Origin of the sequence: Nocardioides sp. Leaf374, from assembly GCF_916862475.1 — a bacterium.
Lineage (GTDB): Bacteria > Actinomycetota > Actinomycetes > Propionibacteriales > Nocardioidaceae > Nocardioides > Nocardioides kribbensis.
In genome coordinates, this window is the sequence record NZ_CAKASO010000003.1 from 59299 (window position 1) to 75699 (window position 16401).

At 74.3% G+C, this 16401-nt stretch carries 15 protein-coding genes; 4 read left to right on the forward strand and 11 right to left on the reverse strand.

Annotated elements, in window-relative coordinates; genetic code table 11:
- Positions 1-5 precede the first annotated feature (5 nt).
- From LPA27_RS02250 to LPA27_RS02270, 5 genes are all read right to left on the reverse strand, one after another.
- Positions 6-1490 (reverse strand): aldehyde dehydrogenase, encoded by a 1485-nt coding sequence (locus LPA27_RS02250; RefSeq protein WP_228941357.1) that lies wholly within the window; start codon positions 1488-1490, stop codon positions 6-8.
- 131 nt (positions 1491-1621) lie between these two features.
- Positions 1622-2593, reverse strand: coding sequence for an AraC family transcriptional regulator (locus tag LPA27_RS02255; protein WP_228941358.1), 972 nt, complete (start codon positions 2591-2593; stop codon positions 1622-1624).
- A gap of 112 nt (positions 2594-2705) precedes the next feature.
- Complete coding sequence (locus tag LPA27_RS02260) at positions 2706-5087, reverse strand: transketolase-like TK C-terminal-containing protein (protein ID WP_228941359.1); 2382 nt, start codon at positions 5085-5087, stop codon at positions 2706-2708.
- Entirely contained in the window at positions 5084-6367 is a 1284-nt protein-coding gene (locus LPA27_RS02265; RefSeq protein ID WP_082499884.1) for a CaiB/BaiF CoA transferase family protein, read from the reverse strand. Before LPA27_RS02265 ends, LPA27_RS02260 begins: the two co-directional genes overlap by 4 nt.
- The gene (locus tag LPA27_RS02270) at positions 6364-7305 is read right to left on the reverse strand and encodes a hydroxymethylglutaryl-CoA lyase (RefSeq protein WP_056862199.1); all 942 of its coding nucleotides are present in this window, start codon (positions 7303-7305) and stop codon (positions 6364-6366) included. The genes LPA27_RS02265 and LPA27_RS02270 overlap by 4 nt, the downstream gene beginning before the upstream one ends.
- A 196-nt stretch (positions 7306-7501) precedes the next feature.
- On the opposite strand from LPA27_RS02270, the gene LPA27_RS02275 reads away from it, so the two are divergent.
- Positions 7502-8404 (forward strand): SCO6745 family protein, encoded by a 903-nt coding sequence (locus LPA27_RS02275; protein ID WP_056904731.1) that lies wholly within the window; start codon positions 7502-7504, stop codon positions 8402-8404.
- An 85-nt stretch (positions 8405-8489) separates the two neighbouring features.
- Here LPA27_RS02275 and LPA27_RS02280 read toward each other — a convergent pair whose 3' ends face one another.
- Positions 8490-9509, reverse strand: a complete 1020-nt coding sequence (locus LPA27_RS02280; RefSeq protein WP_056904732.1) for a zinc-dependent alcohol dehydrogenase — start codon at positions 9507-9509, stop codon at positions 8490-8492.
- Positions 9509-10033, reverse strand: coding sequence for a DinB family protein (locus tag LPA27_RS02285; protein WP_056862196.1), 525 nt, complete (start codon positions 10031-10033; stop codon positions 9509-9511). Before LPA27_RS02285 ends, LPA27_RS02280 begins: the two co-directional genes overlap by 1 nt.
- Positions 10034-10196: 163 nt before the next feature.
- Here LPA27_RS02285 and LPA27_RS02290 point away from each other — a divergent pair, with 163 nt between their 5' ends.
- Positions 10197-10418, forward strand: coding sequence for a hypothetical protein (locus tag LPA27_RS02290; RefSeq protein ID WP_228941360.1), 222 nt, complete (start codon positions 10197-10199; stop codon positions 10416-10418).
- 45 nt (positions 10419-10463) lie between these two features.
- On the opposite strand, the gene LPA27_RS02295 is transcribed toward LPA27_RS02290, so the two are convergent.
- The 3 genes from LPA27_RS02295 to LPA27_RS02305 all read right to left on the reverse strand — a co-directional run bounded on the left by LPA27_RS02295 (position 10464) and on the right by LPA27_RS02305 (position 13893).
- On the reverse strand, positions 10464-11192 hold the full coding sequence (locus LPA27_RS02295) for a lytic transglycosylase domain-containing protein (RefSeq protein WP_228941361.1): 729 nt from the start codon (positions 11190-11192) through the stop codon (positions 10464-10466).
- A 224-nt stretch (positions 11193-11416) separates the two neighbouring features.
- A complete protein-coding gene (locus LPA27_RS02300) occupies positions 11417-12796 on the reverse strand; it encodes a PhoH family protein (RefSeq protein WP_056862193.1) in 1380 nt (459 codons plus the stop codon).
- Between the two features lie 323 nt (positions 12797-13119).
- A complete protein-coding gene (locus LPA27_RS02305; protein WP_056862192.1) occupies positions 13120-13893 on the reverse strand; it encodes an isoprenyl transferase in 774 nt (257 codons plus the stop codon).
- A gap of 96 nt (positions 13894-13989) precedes the next feature.
- Here LPA27_RS02305 and trhA point away from each other — a divergent pair, with 96 nt between their 5' ends.
- Both trhA and LPA27_RS02315 read left to right on the forward strand, forming a co-directional pair.
- Positions 13990-14724 carry a PAQR family membrane homeostasis protein TrhA gene (trhA, locus tag LPA27_RS02310; RefSeq protein WP_056862191.1) on the forward strand — a complete coding sequence of 245 codons (735 nt, stop codon included), beginning with the start codon at positions 13990-13992 and terminating at the stop codon, positions 14722-14724.
- Positions 14725-14748: 24 nt separating this feature from the next.
- Positions 14749-15339 (forward strand): sugar O-acetyltransferase, encoded by a 591-nt coding sequence (locus LPA27_RS02315; RefSeq protein WP_056862190.1) that lies wholly within the window; start codon positions 14749-14751, stop codon positions 15337-15339.
- Between the two features lie 15 nt (positions 15340-15354).
- Here the strand turns inward: LPA27_RS02315 and LPA27_RS02320 are convergent, their stop codons facing one another.
- Entirely contained in the window at positions 15355-16371 is a 1017-nt protein-coding gene (locus LPA27_RS02320) for a LacI family DNA-binding transcriptional regulator (protein WP_228941362.1), read from the reverse strand.
- Positions 16372-16401 lie beyond the last annotated feature (30 nt).

A 16401-nucleotide genomic window follows, 5' to 3' on the forward strand; every position in this document is an offset into this window, starting at 1 on the left:
GCGGGTCAGCCCAGCTGGAAGGGGTCGCGGGTGCCGCCGGTGAGCTCCACGAAGACCGACTTGTCCTCGAGGTACTCCCCCACGGCGTCGCTGCCGTTCTCCCGACCGATGCCCGACATCCCGAAGCCGCCGAAGGGCATGTTGGGCGCCACGACGCGGTAGGCGTTGATCCACACCGTGCCCGCCCGCAGCCTGCCGGCCACCCGGTGGGCGCGGTGCACGTCCTTGGTCCAGACCGCCCCGGCCAGGCCGTAGGGGGTGTCGTTGGCCAGGCGCACGGCCTCGTCCTCGTCGCTGAAGGTGTAGGCCGACAGCACGGGCCCGAACACCTCCTCGCGCACGATGGTCGCCTCGGGCTCCGCGACGACCACGGTGGGGCGCACGAAGAGACCGCCGAGGTCGTCGTTGGGGCCGCCGCCGGTGGCGATGGTCCACCCCTCCTCGCGGGCGCCGTCGAGGTAGCCCAGCACCTTCTCGTACTGCGGGCGGTTGGCGACCGGCCCCATCTCGGTGCCGGCGTCGGTCGGGTCGCCCTGCACGATGCTCTCGGCGCGGGCCACGACCTTGGCGACGAGCTCGTCCTTGACCGACTCGTGCACGATCAGGCGGGAGCCGGCCATGCAGGTCTGGCCGGTGGCCGCGAAGACCCCGGCCACCAGGCCGTTGGCCGCCGCGTCGAGGTCGGCGTCGGCGAAGACGACCTGGGGCGACTTGCCGCCCAGCTCGAGGGTGACCTTGTTGATGTTGGCCACGGCGGCCTGGGCCACCTTCGCCCCGGTCGCGGTGGAGCCGGTGAAGGCGACCTTGTCCACGCCCGGGTGGGCGGCCAGGCGCTCGCCGGTGGAGCGGTCCCAGCCGGTGACGACGTTGAGCACCCCGGCGGGCAGGCCCGCCTCGTGGAGCACCTCGGCGAAGGCCACGGTCGAGGCCGGGGCGTGCTCGGAGGGCTTGACCACCGCGGTGCACCCGGCGGCGAGCAGCGGCGCGAGCTTGAAGGTGAGCAGCAGCAGGGGGCTGTTCCAGGGCGTGATCGCGCCGACGACGCCGACCGGCTCGCGCACGGTGTAGCCGAAGTAGGTCTGCGGAGCGAGCGCCGGCACGGTCTTGCCCTCCAGCTTGTCGGCCAGGCCGGAGAAGTAGAGGTACCACGCGCCGAGGCCCTTGAGCTGGCCGCGCATCTCCCGCATGAGCTTGCCCGAGTCCCGCACCTCCAGCAGCGCCAGGCGCTCGGCGTTGGCGGTGATCGCGGCGGCGATGTCGCGCATGACCGCAGCGCGCTCGAAGCCGCTGCGCGCTCCCCACTCGCCCTCGAAGGCCGCGCGTGCGGAGGCCACGGCCCGGTCGACGTCCTCCGGCCCGCCGTCGGCCACGACGGCCCAGGGGCGGCCGGTGTAGGGGTTGGTCGACTCGAAGGTGCGGCCCGACAGGGCGTCGACCCGCTCGCCGTCGATGAAGAGCTGGAAGGTCTCGAGGTCGCCGGACTCGCTCACGTGGACTCCCGTGGTCGGGGGCCGGCTCCGACGCCGGCCGTCGTCACGACGCTAGGCGGCCCGGCGGCGGGCCGACTATCCGTTGCGCGCCCGCCCCCGGCCGCTCAGCGCAGCGCGGCCCCTGGGTGGGCTCAGCGCTGCAGGGTGGCGCTGGGCAGCTCGTCGAACTGCGCGCGGTACTGCTGGGCGAAGCGCGACTGGTGGAAGAAGCCCCAGCGCGTGGCCACGTCGGTGACGCGGGTCTCCAGCGGGTCGCTGGCCAGCAGCTCGGCGCGCACCTTGGCCAGGCGCACCCGGCGCACGTGGGCCATGGGCGACTCGCCCAGCTGCTCCTGGAAGGCGGCGTGCAGCGTGCGGACGCTCACGCAGCCCACCCGGGCCAGCACCTCGGGGGTCAGCGCCTCGTGGGCGTGCTCCTCGATGTGGCGTACGACGGGCGCCAGCCGTCCCAGCCGGGCCCGGTCGTCGCGGCCGGTGAGGTCGTCGGTGTACTGGTGGCGCCCGGCCAGCAGCAGCTGGGTCAGCACGTAGGACTCCAGCTGGCGGCGCGCCAGCGGGCTGTCGGCGAGCCCACCGGGCCGGTCGAGCTCGATGGCCAGGAACTGCACGGAGCGCAGCAGCGACTGCCCGGCCGCCGACTCCAGGTCGAGGAAGAGGTCGAAGGCGACGACGTCGACCACCGGACGGCCCAGCAGGTCGGCGAGGTGCGACTCCAGGCCCGCCCGCGAGATCTTGAGGATGAGCTGCTCGGCGTCGTGGGACCACCGCACCGTGGTCTGCACGTCGGGGGTGAGCACCGTGCCGCCGCGCCGGGGCCGGGTGTGGGCGCTCGACCGGCCGCCGCGCGAGGCCCAGGTCTCCCCGACCAGGTCGAGGTTGACGTGGTAGCACACGTCGGTCGGCGGCATCCACAGCTCTGTCTCGGCCTGGTAGGTGAGGTAGCCCAGCGTGAGGTGACGGTCGGTGACGGCGTTGAGACGCATGTCGAGCACGTCGCTGCCGCCCTCGAGACGGTGGGGCAGGTAGACCGACGTGACGGCCTCCCGGGCCTCCTCGAAGCTGGTGGTGTGCACCACCGGAGCGGTGGTCAGGTAGTCGCCCACGTCGTCCCTCCCCCGGCCGGGGACCTCCCCGTGACCGTCGTCACGCATCGTAGGCGAGACGGTGAAGCCCGACCGCGAGCAGGCCGCGCAGACCCCCGAGGCAGGCGCCGCCTCAGCGGCCCAGCAGGTCGAGGGCCGCCGAGGCGATGCTCGTGACGTCGATCCCGTGCAGGGCGTAGGCGTCGGGCAGGCTCGTGGACTGCCCGAACTGCGAGACCCCGAGGCAGCGCATCCGGTCGCCGCGCGCACCGGCGAGGAAGGCCAGGGTGTGGGGGTGGCCGTCGAGCACCGTGACCAGCGGGGCGGGGTGACCCGGCGGCAGCAGCAGGTCGAGCACGCCCGAGCCGGTGCCGCCCTCGCGGTCGCCACGCTGCTGGAAGGAGCGCCAGACCAGGTCGGGGCTGGTCAGGCAGACCACGCCCGCCACGATCCCGCGCTCGCCCAGCCGCGTCGCCGCGGCGAGCACCTCGGGCATGACCGCGCCCACCCCGACCAGGGTGACCTGCTCCGTCGCGGGGTCGTGGTCGGTGATGCGGTAGCCGCCGGCGACGGCCTGGCGGCGACGCCGCTCGCGCCCCTCCGGGTCCTCCGGCACCCGCGCCAGCGCCGGGTCGACCGGTCGGGTCGAGAGGCGCAGGTAGGCCGAGGTGCCGTCGGGGCGCCCGACCTGGTCCATGGCGCGCAGCACGCACCACTCCAGGTCGTGGGCGAAGGCCGGCTCCCAGGCCACGCAGCCCGGCTGCTCGAGGCCGATCGAGGGTGTCGACACCGACTGGTGGGCGCCGCCCTCGGGCGCCAGCGTGACCCCCGACGGGGTGCCGACGAGGATCGACTGGCCGCCGGCGTAGAGGCCGAAGGACCACGGCTCGAGCGCGCGCCCCACGAAGGGGTCGTAGAAGGTGCCGATCGGGATCAGCCGCTCCCCCCAGCGCGACCAGGTGGCGCCGAGCTCGCCGAGCAGGCCGACGGTGTTGACCTCCGCGATGCCCAGCTCGATGTGCTGACCGCTCTGCGACTCCGACCAGCGCAGCAGCCGCTCGGCGTCGTCGGCGAACCAGTCGCGCCGCTCGGCCACCGACCACACGCCGGTCTTGTTGATCCAGCCGCCGAGGTTGGTCGACGAGGCGACGTCGGGGCTGCAGGTGACGACCCGGGCGGCGGTCTCGGGCGCGTCGCGCACCAGGTCGGCCAGGAGCCGACCGAGCGCGGCCTGCGTCGACACGGGCTTGCGGTGCTCGTGGCCGAGCTCGGCGGGCACGCTGAGCCGGCCCACCTCGGAGACCGGCGGCCGGGCCAGGTCGGCCGCGCGGCGGGCCGCGAGGCGACCGGCGGGCGAGTCGGGGGCGAAGCCGACCCACGGGTCGTCCAGGGACGTGCCGGAGGCCTCCGCGAGGGCCTGCATCTGGGTGGCGTTGAGCAGCACGGAGTGGTTGTTGGGGTGGCCCTCGGTGGGCAGGCCGCGCCCCTTGACGGTGTAGGCGAAGACCACGGTGGGCCGGTGGTCGTCGACCGCGGCGAAGGTGTCGACGAGCAGGCCGAGGTCGTGGCCGCCCAGGTCGCGCACCGCCGCCGACAGCTCGGCCGCGGGCACCGCGGCGAGCAGGTCGCGCAGCGCGGGGTCGCCCTGGTCGCCCAGCACGCGCGCGGCCAGCTCGGAGGAGTCGGCGCGCAGCAGCCGCTGGTACTCCTCGTTGGGCATCGACTCCATGCGCCGGCGCAGCGCCTCGCCGCCGGGGCGCGCGAAGAGCTCGCCGATGCGGCGGCCCCACTTGAGGGTCACCACCTGCCAGCCGGCCGCCTCGAACATCGCCGCGAGCCGCTGGATCTGGATGTCGGGCACGACCCGGTCCAGCGACTGCCGGTTGAGGTCGACCACCCACAGCAGCTCCCCCAGGCTGGCGACCTGGGGGTCGGCCACGGCCTCCCAGATCGCACCCTCGTCGAGCTCGGCGTCGCCGAGCAGGCTGATGAAGCGGCCCGCCTCGGGGGTGGAGCCGGGGAACTGCGAGCGCACGTAGCGGTGGGCCATCGCCGCCCACAGCGTGGCGGTGGCCCCGATGCCGACCGACCCGGTGGAGAAGTCGACGGTGTCGGGGTCCTTGGACCGCGACGGGTAGGCCTGGAGGCCGCCGCGCTCGCGCAGGGTCGGCAGGTAGGAGGCGTCGAGGTCCCCGAGGAGGTGGTTGACCGCGTGGAGCACCGGCGAGGCGTGGGGCTTGACCGAGACCCGGTCGCGGTGGTCGAGACCGTGGAACCACAGCGCCACCATGATGTCGACCATCGAGGCCGACGACGACTGGTGGCCGCCCACCTTCACCCCGGTGTCGTTGGGACGACCGCGGTTGGCCGCGTCGACGATGGCGCTGGCCAGCCACAGCACACGCTGGGAGACCTGCCGCAGGGTCTCGACGTCGACGCCGCGGGTGGCCTCGGGGCCGTCGGGGCCGCTCGGGACGTCGCCGCGGTCGGTGGCCTGCTCGGGGGTGCTGGTCACGCTGTCTCCTGGGATCCGGTGGCGGGGTCGGGCTGGTCGCACTCTGCCTCGGCGGTGCACGCGCGGCACGGGCAGGGTCGCCCGAGCAGACCCGCGACGACCTGGTGGGTGTGCTCGCCGAGGTCGGGCCCGACCTCGCCCAGCGGCAGGGAGCGCTCGCCGAGCACGGGCACGATCCCCGGGAAGGCGACCTCGCGGGTGGTGCCGCCGACGTCGACCGGGCGCCACTGCACCATGTCGCGGGCGAGGTACTGCTCGTCGGCCACGATGTCGTCGGCCTGGTAGATCGGCCCGGCCGGCACGCCCGCCTCCTCGAGGCGCGCGAGGACCTCGGCGCGGTCGAGGGTGCCGGTCCACGCCTCGATGGCCCCGTCGAGCTCCTCGCGGCGCTGCCAGCGCTGGGCGTTGCGCGCGAGCCCGGGGTCCTCGGCGAGGTCGGGACGGCCGATGGCGCGCATGTAGCGCCCGAAGATGCCGTCGGCGTTGCCGGCCACGACCACCGACTGGCCGTCGGCGCACCGGTAGGCGTTGGAGGGGGCGATGCCCTCCATGCGCCCGCCCGTGCGCTCGCGGAGCACGTCGTGGGCGCTGTAGTCGGGCACCAGCGACTCCATCATCGAGAACACCGCCTCGTGCAGCGCGACGTCGATGTGGCGCGCGGCAGGGCCCACCGCGGGCGCGGCCAGCCGGCGGCGCTGCTCGCGGTCGAAGAGCGACATCACGACGCCGAAGGCGGCGTAGAGGCCGGCGATGGAGTCGCCGATCGAGACCCCGACCCGTGCCGGCGGACGGTCGGCCTCCCCGACCAGCTCGCGCATGCCACCGAAGGCCTCGGCGACCGCCGCGAAGCCCGGCCGCGCCGACAGCGGCCCGGTCTGGCCGAAGGCGGAGACACGGGCCACCACGAGCTCGGGGTTGACGCGCTCCAGCGTCGCGGCGTCCAGGCCCCACCGGTCGAGGGTGCCGGGGCGGAAGTTCTCCACCAGGGCGTCGGAGCGGGCGACGAGGTCGAGCACGGTGTCGCGCCCCTCCTGCGTGCGCAGGTCGAGCTCGACGGAGAGCTTCCCGCGGTTGATGGTGCGGTAGAGCATCGAGGTGTCGCCGGCGTAGAGGCGCCAGTTGCGCAGCTCGTCGCCGGTGCGCGGGCGCTCGATCTTGACCACCTCGGCGCCGAAGTCGGCCAGCAGCCGTCCCGCCGTCGGCGCGGCGATGAAGTTGCCCAGCTCCACGACCCGCAGGCCGGCCAGGGGCCGTTCGCGGTCCGGTCCGGCGGCGCTCATGCCGGGCCGCCGAAGTCGCCGGCGGGCACGAGCAGGCCCTGCACGGGGCTGTCGAGCCGCTGCGAGAGCCACCGCGCCACCTCGGCGGCGGCCGGCTGGTCGAGCCGGGCCGGCCCCGCGACGTCGACCCCGCCTCGCCGCAGCAGCCAGGCCAGGTCCTCGGTGGCGATGTTGCCGGTGGCGGCGGGCGCGAACGGGCAGCCGCCGAAGCCGCCGATCGAGGCGTCGAGGGCCACGCGCGCGCCCTCGCGCAGCGCCAGCCCGGTGGCCGCCCAGGCGTTGGCGTAGCCGGTGTTGCGGGTGTTGTGGAAGTGGAAGCGCAGCCCGGCGGCGCGCGCGTCCTGCGCCACGTGGGAGCCCAGCTCCTCGACCTGCGTGGGCACGCCGACGCCGACCGTGTCGGCCAGCGCCAGCTCGTCGGCGCCCAGGTCGAGGGCACGGTCGACGACGTCGCGCCAGCGCGCGGCGGGCACATCGCCCTCGAAGGGGCACCCGAAGGCCACGGCGAGGGTGACCGAGACCGTGCGGCCCGCCTCGTGGCCGATCCTCACGACGTCGCGGGCCTGCTCGAGCAGGGCCGCGGTGTCGGCGCCCTGGTTGCGCACGGCGAAGGTGTCGGTCACCGGCACCACCATGTTGAGCTCGTGACAGCCGGTGAGCACCGCGCGCTCGGCCCCACGGCGGTTCAGCACCAGCCCGACGTACGTCGCGTCGCTGCGGTCGGGCAGGGCGGCGAGGAGCTCCTCGGCCCCGGCCATCTGCGGCACCCGGTCGGGGCGCACGAAGCTCGCGACCTCCAGTCGCCGCAGCCCGAGGTCGAGCAGCCGCTCGACCAGGGCCACCCGGGTCTCGACGGGGAGCGCGCGGTCCTCGTTCTGCAGGCCGTCGCGCGGGCCGACCTCGACCAGCTCGACGGGGGTGCGGGGGGCGCCGGTCACGCGGGCTCCTTCTTCCGAGCGGCCTCGCGGCCGCGTGGTCGGGACGGCAGGACGCACCGCCGGACGGTGCGTCCTCCCGCAGTCTGGTCGGGCCCCCGCGGGGTCACTATCCGGCCTGCGCACCCACCTGACCGATCCGTGCACACCTGGCCCCCAGCCATGGCCGAGCGGCCCCTGCTGTGGCCATCATCACGTCATGGACTACGCCGAGGCCCGAGCCGCCTTCTTCACGCCCCGCGAGGGCACCACCCACGACGTCGGGTGGAGCACCCCCGCCCGCCGCCTGCGCGACACCATCGAGCCGCTGGCCGCGGTCTGCTACTGGAGCGAGCCGGCCTACGACGCCTACGCCGCGCACGGCCTCGACTTCCTGCTCGGCTACGTGTGGGGCCGCTCCAGCAGCCTGGGCGAGCCCGAGGCCATGGTCGCGGTCTCGTCCTTCGGGGTCTTCGAGCCCGGCCTGGTGAGCGGGCTCTACGACGCCGGGCGCGCCGCGCTGCCGCTGGCGCAGATGCGCGCCGCCCGCGCCGCGGGGTCCTCGGCGGCCCTGGCGGCCGTGCTGGGTGAGGACCCCGACGGTCTCGACGAGGTCCTGGCGCTGCTGGAGCGGGCGGTCGCGGCCGCGCCGCTGCCGGGGCGTCCGATGTTCGCCGGGCTGCTCGGGGCCGGCTGGCCCGAGGACCGCCTGGCCCGGCTGTGGCACGGCTGCAACCTGCTGCGCGAGCACCGCGGCGACGGGCACCTGGCGGCGCTCGCCGGCGCCGGCCTCGACGGCGTGGAGGCCAACGTGCTGACCGAGCTGTGGGTGGGCTGGGAGCCGCTGGCCTACACCGCGAGCCGCGGGTGGTCCCCGGAGCAGATGGAGGCGGCGACCGCCTCGCTCACCGCGCGCGGCCTGGTGGCCGACGGGCGCCTGACCGAGGCCGGCCGCGCGCTGCGCGAGGAGGTCGAGGAGGCCACCGACCGCGGGGAGCAGCGGGTCGTCGAGGCGCTGGGCGAGGAGCTCGACGGTCTCCTGGAGCGGCTCTCGGGGTGGTCGCAGGCCGTGGTCGACCGTGGCTGGTTCCCGCCCGACCCCTACAAGCGCGCCGCGGGCTGAGCCCCGCCCCCACGGCCGCGCCGCCCCGAGGGTCTCGGGGCGGCGCGGCCGTCGCGCTGGCGACAGCAGGGCGGGTCGGGGCGGGTCAGGGCGTGACGACGACCTTGATCGCGCCGTCGCTCTTCGAGGCCGCGGTCGCGAAGGCCTCCTCGATCTGGTCGAGGCCGAAGCGGTGCGTCACCACGGGGTCGAGGTCGATGCGCCCGGAGCGCACCAGCTCGAGGCTGCGCTCGTACTGCCCGCGCCCGCCGTTGCCGCCCACGCCGTAGACCGTGAGGGTCTTGGCCATGATCGGGATCACCGGCAACGGGGGCAGGTCGTTGGCCCAGCCGATGTGCGCCACCTTGCCCTCCTTGCGCACCGCGTCGAGCACCATCGCCGACGACGCCGGGAAGCCGCTGGTCTCGATGACGATGTCGGCGCCCGCGCCGTCGGTGAGGTCGAGGATCGCCTGGGTCGCGTCGGTCCGGGTGACGTCGATGCAGTCGCTCGCGCCGTAGGCCCGCGACACCGCGAAGGGCGCCTCCCGGGCGTCGGTGACGATCAGCCGGCCTGCGCCCGAGAGCGCGCAGAGGCGGGTCAGCGCGAGCCCGATCGGGCCCTGCCCGAGCACGACCACGCTCTCGCCCAGCACGATCCGGAGCCGGTCGACGGTGTTGAGACCGACGGCCAGCGGCTCCAGGAGCGCGGCCTGCCAGGCCTCGACGCCGTCGGGACGCGGGATGAGGTTCACCACGGGCACGGCGATCCGCTCGGTGAGGCAGCCGTCGGACCACAGGCCGATGAGCTTCTTCTTCTTGCAGTCGAAGGGCTTGTCGGTGTGGCACTCGGGGCAGTCGCCGCACGGCAGCGACGGCTTCACCGCGACGGCCCGACCCACCCACGACTCGTCGACGCCCTCGCCCACGCTTAGCACCCGGCCGGAGAAGTCGTGGCCCGGGACCCGGGGGAAGGGGGTGTCGATGCGCCCGTCGTACTGGTGGACGTCGGTGCCGCACAGCGACGCCGCCTCGATCGTGAGCACGACCCACCCGGGGCGGGCCTCGGGCTCGGGGCGCTCCTGCAGCTCGACGGTCTCCAGGCCCGTCAGCACCGCGGCGCGCATCAGACGCCCTCGGGCGCGAAGCCGCGGTCGCGCATGATCTCGAAGGCCTGCTCGGTGTGGCCGGAGGCGTGGCCCACGATGAGCGGCGTCCACTCCTCGACCGTCATCGTGCCGAGGTCGGGGATGGTGACGGTGCGTGCGAGCAGCTCGGCCGGCACCACCGCACCGGCGGTGGCCAGGGTGCGCCGGGTGCGGGCGAGCTGCCCACGGGCGAGGTCGATGGTGGGCGGCGGGTAGCCCGTGAGGTCGTGACCGACCTCCTCGCGGAAGAAGAAGTCGAGCTCGGGGTCGGCCTCGAGGCGTCGCATGTCGCCGAGCCACAGGATCGCGCACATGTTGATGTGCGAGACGACCTGGGCCACCGTCCAGCCACCGTCGCGGTGGGCGCGGTGCAGGTCGCCGTCGGTGAGCTCGGCCAGAGCGGCGTCGAGCCGGCCCAGGTCGCGGTCGGCGTCGGCGAGGGCCTGCGCAATGGCCGCAGGGGGGCCGGTGGTGGTGGCGTCGGTGGTGTCAGCGTCGACCACGGTGTGTCCTCTCGGGCAGGGCCAGGTCGGCGACCCGGCGCTGCTGCGATCCTCCGACCGCCCGCACGGCGTCCACAAGGCCGCTGAGCGCAACGCCGCACCACCTCGTCGCAGCCGGGCGCGGCTGCGCGGCGCGACGCCGTGGGTCGGCCACACTGCGGGCGTGGAGACCGAGACGCAGCCCCGCCCCCGCTACCGCACGTCGCTCGGCCTGGGTTACCTCGTGCTGGGCGTGATCGCCCTCGTGCTCGGCGCGCTGACCGTCGACGCCGTCGAGGGCGACCCGGTCTTCACCGCGGCCGGGTGGGTGCTCGGGGTCCTCGGCGCCTACAGCGTGCTGACCGCGGCCGTCGCCCGAGGCGTGCAGCTCGTCCACGACGCGTGAGCGCACCGCGGTCCTGACGTCGACCGGTGGCGGCCGACGCGCCGGTCAGTACCAGCCGACGCTCTCGCTGTGGGCCCAGGCGCCGCAGGGGCTGCCGTAGCGGTCCTGGATGTAGCCCAGCCCCCACCGGATCTGCGTGGCGGGGTTGGTGGCCCAGTCGGCGCCGGCGGAGGCCATCTTCTCGCCGGGCAGCGCCTGCGGGATGCCGTAGGCCGAGGAGGTCGGGTTGTCGGCGTTCACGGTCCAGTTCGACTCGCGGGTCCACAGCGAGTCGAGGCAGCCGAACTGGTCGGAGGAGAAGCCGAACTCGCCCATCAGCGACTGCGCGATCGAGCGCGGGTCGAGGTCGGCGATGTCCTCGGTGCGGGTCAGCGCCGGGCCCTCGTCGGCCGAGAGCGCAGCGACCTTGGCCGGGTCGCTGGCGACGCGGCGGTCGGCGGAGCGCGACACGGCGGGCTGGCGCTCCTCGAGCACGGCGCTGCCGGTGACCAGCTCGACGCCGGCGGTCGCGTCGTCGGGGTCGACCGCCGCCGCGACCGGCGAGGCGGCGTCGGCGCTCACGGAGTCGGCGGCGCTCACGGCCGGGTCGGACCCGACCACGCCGCCGGCGACGCTCACGCCGGTGGCCGCGACGGCCAACGAGGAGAGGACCACGGTGCTGCGCAGGGCCTGGCGGGGCACCTGGGCCACGCGCGAGGGCGCGGGAACCGAGCGGTGCTTCGGGACGTACTTCACGTGCTTCGACAAGGCGATGGACTCACGGGTAGACGACACGGGCCGATGCTCTGGTCACGCGATCGGGCGGTCTGCCCCGGTGGATCACGAGTGACGAACGCCGTCCACCTTGCATGACCATCCAGGGGCACGCAAACCGAACCGCCACGGTGGTGGACAAAGGTGGCGCGGGTCTCGCCACATGCGTCACAGCAGACCTCCGCCGCCACACCGGCCCCGCCCCGGGGTGGGCGGGGCCGGTGAGGGGCGAGGACCTGGGGCCGTCAGAGCGTGACGTTCTCCAGCATCTCGGTGACCAGTGCCGCGATGGGCGAGCGCTCGGAGCGCGTCAGCGTGACGTGGGCGAAGAGCGGGTGGCCCTTGAGCTTCTCGATCACCGCCACCACCCCGTCGTGGCGCCCGACCCGCAGGTTGTCGCGCTGCGCGACGTCGTGGGTGAGGACGACCTTGGAGTTGGCCCCGATGCGGGAGAGCACCGTGAGCAGCACGTTGCGCTCCAGCGACTGCGCCTCGTCGACGATGACGAAGGCGTCGTGCAGCGAACGGCCGCGGATGTGGGTCAGCGGGAGCACCTCGAGCATGCCGCGGTCGAGGATCTCGTCGATGACGTCGCGCGAGGTCATCGCGCCGAGGGTGTCGAAGACCGCCTGGCCCCAGGGCGACATCTTCTCCGACTCCGACCCGGGCAGGTAGCCGAGCTCCTGGCCCCCCACGGCGAAGAGCGGGCGGAAGACCACGACCTTCTTGTGCTGGCCGCGCTCGAGCACCGCCTCCAGCCCCGCGCACAGCGCCATGGCCGACTTGCCGGTGCCGGCGCGGCCGCCGAGCGACACGATGCCCACCTCGGGGTCGAGGAGCATCTCCAGCGCGATCCGCTGCTCCGCCGACCGGCCGTGGACACCGAACGCCTCCCGGTCGCCGCGCACGAGGTGGACCTGCTTGTCGGGTCCGACGCGGCCGAGCGCGGAGCCGCGGTCGGAGAGCAGCACGAGACCCTGGTGGCATGGCAGGTCGCGCGCGGCGTCGAGGTCGACGACGCCGTCGTCGTAGAGCTCGTCGAGGTCGCTGGCCGCGACCTCCAGCTCGGCCATGCCGGAGTAGCCGGTGTCGGAGTCGCTGATCGCCTCCGCGCGGTACTCCTGCGCGTCGAGCCCGACCGCCGAGGCCTTGATCCGCAGCGGCAGGTCCTTGGAGACCAGGGTGACCGCTAGGCCCTCGGTGGAGAGGTTGTGGGCGACGGCGAGGATGCGGGTGTCGTTGTCGCCGAGGCGGAAGCCCGAGGGCAGCGAGCTGGCGTCGGTGTGGTTGAGCTCGACGCGCAGGGTGCCGCCCTCCTCCCCCACCGGCACCGGCTCGTCGAGGCGGCCGTGGAGGATGCGCAGCTCATCGAGCGTGCGCAGGGCGGTGCGGGCGAAGTAGCCCAGCTCGGGGTGGTGACGCTTGCCCTCGAGCTCGGTGATGACCACGACGGGGAGCACCACCTCGTGCTCGGCGAAGCGCTTGAGGGCACCGGGGTCGGCCAGCAGGACGCTGGTGTCGAGTACGTAGGTACGCACCGCCGGCGCCGCGGCGCGGGCGGGGGCCTTGCGGCGGGTGCGGGTGGATCCGGGGGACTGCTGCGACTGCTGGGCCTGAGACGGCACGGGACACCCCTCACGGACCGCCGCGCGCACTCCTCGCCGCGGTCCTACTTCACACGGATGGACCGGGAAGGAACCCGCAGGCGGGAGTGCCCGCCTCCGTCCGCGCACGGCGACGAGCCGTGCGTGGTGCAGTCGTGGGTGAGCACGATCGGGCCTCCTGGTACGGCGGGCTTCCCCACCCGCCGATGCTTGCGAAAGTAGCCCCCCGCCGACCGGTTTCGAGGCAACACGCCGTGACGCGCTCGTGAACGTCACCGGGCCGGGACAGGCGGACGCGCAGGCGCCCCGCCGTCGCCGCCGGGCGGGCGTCGGGCAGGTCGGCCTCAGGAGCCGTGGCGGCGGTCGCGCAGGGCGTAGGCGCGGATCGCGCGCAGGAAGTCGACGCGGCGGAAGTCGGGCCAGTAGGCCTCGCAGAAGTAGAACTCCGACTTCGCGCTCTGCCACAGCAGGAAGCCGCCGAGCCGCTGCTCGCCGCTCGTGCGGATGACGAGGTCGGGGTCGGGCTGGCCCTTGGTGTAGAGGTGGGCGGAGATGTGGTCGACCTCCAGCTGGGCCGCGAGCTCCTCCAGCGAGGTCCCGCGCTCGGCGTGCTCGAGCAGCAGCGAGCGCACGGCGTCGGCGATCTCGCGCCGTCCGCCGTAGCCCACGGCGACGTTGACCAGCATGCCGTCGACCTCGCGCGTGGCCTCCTGCGCCGCCTTGAGCCGCTCCGCGGTGGCCGCCGGCAGCAGGTCGAGCGCGCCCACCGGGTGCAGCCGCCAGCGCTGCTGGTCGGCCAGGGAGGCCACGGCCTCCTCGATGATCTCCAGCAGCGGCTCGAGCTCGTCGGGCGGCCGGTTGAGGTTGTCGGTGGAGAGCAGCCACAGGGTGACGACGCCGATGCCGACCTCGTCGCACCAGCCGAGCAGCGGCTCGATGTTGGCGGCCCCGGCTCGGTGGCCGTGGGCGGTGTCGCGACCCACGGCGCGGGCCCACCGACGGTTGCCGTCGAGCATCACCCCGACGTGCTGGGGCAGGTTGGCGGGCATGCGCCGCAGCACCCGCGCCTCATAGGCCGGGTAGAGCACGCTCCTGAGCCCGCGCTTCCAGTCCGCCACCGGACAAGGTTAGCGCCGTCGGGGCGGTGGTCACCGCCTCGCCGACCAGGCGTCCTGGCTTCGGCGGGTCGACGTGCCGGCCGGTACTGTCGGGCCATGGACCAGCACATCCCCCAGGCGGTGCGCTCGAGGGTCGACTCGGTGCAGGAGACCATCAGCGAGACCCTCGCCGACATCAAGCCGAAGCTGCGCGGGTGGCTGCACCTCGGCACGGCCCCGCTGACCCTGGCCGCGGGCATCGTGCTGGTCGTGCTGTCGCCGACGGAGACCACGAAGATCGGCTCGGCCGTCTTCACCGGCTCCGCGCTGCTGCTGTTCACCGTCTCGGCGATCTACCACACCGGCACCTGGTCGCCGGCCGTCTGGGGCTTCCTGCGCCGCTTCGACCACTCCAACATCTTCATCCTCATCGCGGGCTCCTACACCCCGCTGACGCTGATCCTGCTCGACGGCTCGCAACAGGTCGTGCTGCTGACGACCATCTGGTCCACCGCCCTGCTCGGCGTCGGCTTCCGGGTGCTGTGGACCGACGCGCCGCGCTGGCTCTACACCCCGATCTACATCGCGATGGGCTGGGCCGCGGTGTTCTTCATCCCCGGGTTCATCGAGGGCGCCACCGAGCAGCTCGGCACGTCGATGGCCATCGGCGTGCTGGTGCTCGTGGCCGCCGGCGGGGTGCTCTACACCCTCGGCGGCGCGGTCTACGGCTTCAAGCGGCCCAACCCCTCGCCGCGCTGGTTCGGCTTCCACGAGGTCTTCCACACCTTCACGATCCTGGCCTTCGCCAGCCACTACGTCGCGGTCTCGATGGCCACCTACTCGATGCGCTGACCGACGGCGTGGAAGCATCGGCGCATGCCTGACGCCCTGCCCGACCCGTCCTTCCCCGACAACCGCTCGATGCGCGAGCGGATGCTCGCCGGCGACCCCTACATCGCCGACGACCCCGACCTGGAGCGCGAGAGCCTCGCCGCGCGCGACCTCGCCCACCGCATCAACCACCTGCCGCCCTCGGAGGCGCGGGAGCGTCGCGCCCTGCTGGTCGAGCTCCTCGGCGCGATCGGCGCGGAGACCGAGATCCGCCCCCCGCTCCACGTCGACTACGGCTACCGCACCCGCATCGGCGCCCGCACCTTCGTCAACTTCGGCCTCGTCTGCCTCGACGTCGCCGAGGTGGTCATCGGCGACGACGTGCAGATCGGACCCAACGTCCAGCTGCTCACCCCCACCCACCCCGTCGAGGCCGAGCCGCGGCGCGCCAAGTGGGAGGGGGCGCGACCCATCACCATCGGCGACAACGTCTGGCTCGGCGGCGGCACGATCGTGTGCCCCGGCGTCACCATCGGCGCCAACACGGTGGTCGGCGCCGGCTCCGTGGTCACCCGCGACCTGCCCGCCGACGTCGTGGCCGTGGGCAACCCGGCCAAGGTGATCCGCCGGCTCTGAGGGCCGCCCGGTCGCTCACACCGCGGCGGTGGTGGCGCGCACGACCAGCTCGGTGGCGAGCTCGACGTGCTCGGGCACGACCTCGCCCGGCCCGTCGGCGGCCCCCAGCGACCGCAGGATCTGCTGGGCGGCGATGCGGCCCTGCTCGTGCACGGGCTGACGCACCGTGGTGAGGTCGAAGAACCGCGCCATCTCGTGGTCGTCGACACCGACCACCGAGACGTCCTCGGGCACGCGCAGCCCGGACTCGCGCAGCGCGCTCATCAGCCCGATCGCCATCTCGTCGGAGGCGCAGAAGACCGCGGTGGGACGGTGGCCCAGGGCCGCGACGGCGCGACCGCAGTCGACCCCGCCGTCGAGGGTGAAGCGACCGTCGAGCTCGAGCGCGGGGTCGAGCGGGAGCCCGGCGTCGCGCAGCGAGGAGCGGTAGCCCTCCAGCCGCGCCGTCGGCGTGGTGAAGTCGAGGCCGTCCTCGCCCAGACCCCCGACGAAGGCGATGCGGCGGTGGCCCAGGTCGAGCAGGTGACGCATCGCGGTGCGCGACGCCTCGACGTCGTCGATCCTCACGCTCGACCACTCCTCGACCCGTGCACCCAGGGTCACGACGGGGCTGCCCTGCCGCTGCATCGCCGCGACCTCCTCGGCGGTCGGACCCAGCCCGACCACCAGCACGGCGTCGACGCGCTTGGTCAGCACCTGGGTCCGCAGCACCCGGTGCCGCGCCGCGGAGTCGCCGGCGAGGTTGTAGAGCAGCAGGTCGTAGCCCTGCTCGCGCAGCACCTGCTCGGCGCCGTGCACGACCGCGGCGAAGTACCACCGGGTCACGAACGGCACGACGATCGCCACCGAGCGGGTCTGACCCCCGCTGGCCAGGCCGACCGCGTGCGGGGAGGGCACGTAGCCCAGCCGCACCGCGGCCTCGAGCACCCGCTCGCGGGTGGACTCCGAGACCCGCGGCAGCCCCCGCAGCGCGCGCGAGACCGTGGCGGTCGAGACACCGACCTCGCGGGCGAGGTCGTGGATGCCGGTCATCGGCGCCGTCCTGCCGGTCCGGGGGTGGCG